This is a genomic window from Mesorhizobium sp. IMUNJ 23232, from assembly GCF_044326205.1.
GTDB lineage: Bacteria > Pseudomonadota > Alphaproteobacteria > Rhizobiales > Rhizobiaceae > Kumtagia.
On record NZ_JBIRCY010000146.1, the window covers coordinates 1 to 2,914 of the forward strand.

Below are 2,914 nucleotides of genomic sequence, written 5' to 3' on the forward strand. Positions count from 1 at the left end.
GCGGTGCTGGCCATCATGGATCCTTACGGCAACGATGCGGCGCTTGCCGAGATGGCGCGGGCGGGCGTCACCGGTTTCGCGATGGAACTGATGCCGCGTATCACCCGTGCGCAGGTGATGGACGTGCTGTCCAGCCAAGCGAACCTCGCCGGCTACCAGGCGGTGATCGATGGAGCGGCTGAATACGACCGGGCGCTGCCGATGATGATGACGGCGGCCGGCACCGTGCCGGCGGCGAAGGTCTTCATCATGGGCGTCGGCGTCGCCGGCCTGCAGGCGATCGCCACGGCGCGGCGGCTGGGCGCGATCGTTACAGCGACGGACGTCCGCCCGGCGGTGAACGAACAGGTCGCCTCGCTCGGAGCAAAATTCCTGGCGGTCGAGGACGAGGAATTCAAGGCGGCCGAGACGGCGGGCGGCTACGCCAAGGAGATGTCGAAGGAATACCAAGCGAAGCAGGCCGCACTCACGGCCGGCCACATCGCCAAGCAGGACATCGTGATTACCACCGCGCTGATCCCCGGCCGGCCCGCGCCGAAACTGGTGTCGGCAGCGATGGTCGCGTCGATGAAGGCGGGGTCGGTGATCGTCGATCTCGCGGTCGAGCGCGGCGGCAATGTCGAGGGCGCGGTGGCCGGCAAGGTGGTCACCACCGACAATGGCGTAAAGATCGTCGGCCATTTGAACGTGCCGGGTCGCGTCGCCGCGTCGGCCTCGCTGCTCTACGCGAAGAACCTGTTCGCTTTCCTGGAGACGATGGTCGACAAGGCGGCGAAGCAGATTGCCATCAAGCGCGACGACGAACTGGTCAAGGCGACCATGCTGACCGACGGCGGGAAGGTCGTGCATCCGAATTTTTCCGGCGCGGCTGCGCTCGTCACGGCCGAACCGGCCAAACCCGCGGCGGCCGGCGAAGGCCCGGCCCGCCATGTCGAGCCCGTCGAACCTGCGAAACCCAAGGTGGTCAGGAAGAAGGGCGCGGGCGCGGCACCTACTGACGGCCCCTACAAGCATGTTGAAACGCCGGAACCCGCCAAGCCGGTGCGAAAGAAGGCGGCCAAGAAGACCGAGGGAGACGCATGATGGAACAGTCGGCTCTCCAACAGGCTCTTGAGCAACTCGACAAGGCGACCGAAGCGGTCAAGCTCGCGGTGCAGGATCTGGCCAATGCCCCGGCGGCAACCGATGCGGCGGGCGACGCAGCACACGCGCTGTCGGGCGGGGCGATCGACCCCTTCGTCTTCCGCTTCGCCATCTTCGTGCTGGCGATCTTTGTCGGCTACTACGTGGTCTGGTCGGTGACGCCGGCCCTGCACACGCCGCTGATGGCCGTCACCAACGCCATCTCCTCGGTCATCGTGGTCGGCGCGCTGCTGGCGGTCGGCATATCAGCATCGGGGGCAGCGACCGGCTTTGGCTTCGTCGCCCTGATGCTGGTGTCGGTCAACATCTTCGGCGGCTTCCTGGTGACCCAGCGCATGCTCGCCATGTACAAGAAGAAGGAGAAGTGACGTGAACGAGAACGTCGCCTCCTTCCTCTACCTCGTCTCCGGCATCCTGTTCATCCTGGCGCTGCGTGGCCTGTCGCATCCGACCACCAGCCGCCAGGGCAATCTTTACGGCATGGTCGGCATGACCATCGCCATCCTGACCACGCTGGCGCTGACCCTCGACACGCTGACCACCGGCGGGGCCGGGCTGATCCTCGTCGGTCTCGTCATAGGTGGCGGCGCCGGCGCCTATATCGCGCGGCGCATCGCCATGACCGCGATGCCGCAACTGGTAGCCGCCTTCCACAGCCTCGTCGGCCTTGCCGCCGTGATGGTGGCGGCCGCCGCGATCTATTCGCCGACCAGCTTTGGCATCGGCACCGCCGGCGACATCCATAGCCAGGCGCTGGTCGAGATGAGCCTGGGCGTCGCCATCGGTGCCATCACCTTCACCGGTTCGGTCATCGCCTTCCTCAAGCTCGACGGCCGCATGTCGGGCAAGCCGATCATGCTGCCGGCGCGCCATGTCATCAACGTCCTGCTCGGGGCTGCACTGATCGTGCTGATCGTCATGCTGGTGACCACCGAAAGCACGACGATCTTCTGGCTGATCGTCGTGGCGTCGCTTGCCTTGGGCGTGCTGCTCATCATCCCGATCGGCGGCGCCGACATGCCGGTGGTGGTGTCGATGCTGAACTCCTATTCGGGCTGGGCGGCCGCCGCACTTGGCTTCACGCTGGGCAATCTGGCGCTGATCATCACCGGCGCGCTGGTCGGCTCGTCGGGCGCCATCCTCAGCTACATCATGTGCAAGGGCATGAACCGGAGCTTCATCTCGGTCATCCTCGGTGGCTTTGGCGGCGAGACGGCGGCGGCTAGCGACGACGGTGTCGAGCGCACGGTCAAGCAGGGTTCGGCCGACGATGCCGCCTTCCTGATGATGAACGCCCAGAAAGTCATCATCGTGCCTGGTTACGGCATGGCGGTCGCCCAGGCACAGCATGCGCTGCGCGAGATGGCCGACAAGCTGAAGGCGCACGGCGTCGAGGTGAAATATGCCATCCACCCGGTCGCCGGCCGCATGCCAGGCCACATGAACGTGCTCTTGGCCGAAGCCAACGTGCCCTATGACGAGGTGTTCGAGCTCGAGGACATCAACTCGGAGTTCGCGCAGGCAGATGTCGCCTATGTCATCGGCGCCAACGACGTCACTAATCCGTCGGCGCGCGACGACAAGAACTCGCCGATCTTCGGCATGCCGATCCTCGACGTCGACAAGGCGCGCACCTGCCTGTTCGTCAAGCGCTCGCTCGGCTCGGGCTACGCCGGCATCGACAACACGCTGTTCTACAAGGACGGCACCATGATGCTGCTCGGCGACGCCAAGAAGATGACCGAGGAAATCGTCAAGGCGATGGATCACT

Annotated in this window: 3 protein-coding genes; all 3 read left to right on the top strand. The window is 65.4% G+C overall.

Annotated elements, in window-relative coordinates:
• The coding region (locus tag ACH196_RS37890; protein WP_396651956.1) for an NAD(P) transhydrogenase subunit alpha at positions 1-1,083 on the top strand (1,083 nt) is incomplete at its 5' end.
• Positions 1,083-1,511 (top strand): proton-translocating transhydrogenase family protein, encoded by a 429-nt coding sequence (locus ACH196_RS37895; protein ID WP_396651957.1) that lies wholly within the window; start codon positions 1,083-1,085, stop codon positions 1,509-1,511. The genes ACH196_RS37890 and ACH196_RS37895, both read left to right, overlap by 1 nt.
• 1 nt (position 1,512) lies before the next feature.
• Positions 1,513-2,914 (top strand): NAD(P)(+) transhydrogenase (Re/Si-specific) subunit beta (locus ACH196_RS37900; RefSeq protein ID WP_396651958.1); only part of this gene is annotated, 1,402 nt, incomplete at its 3' end.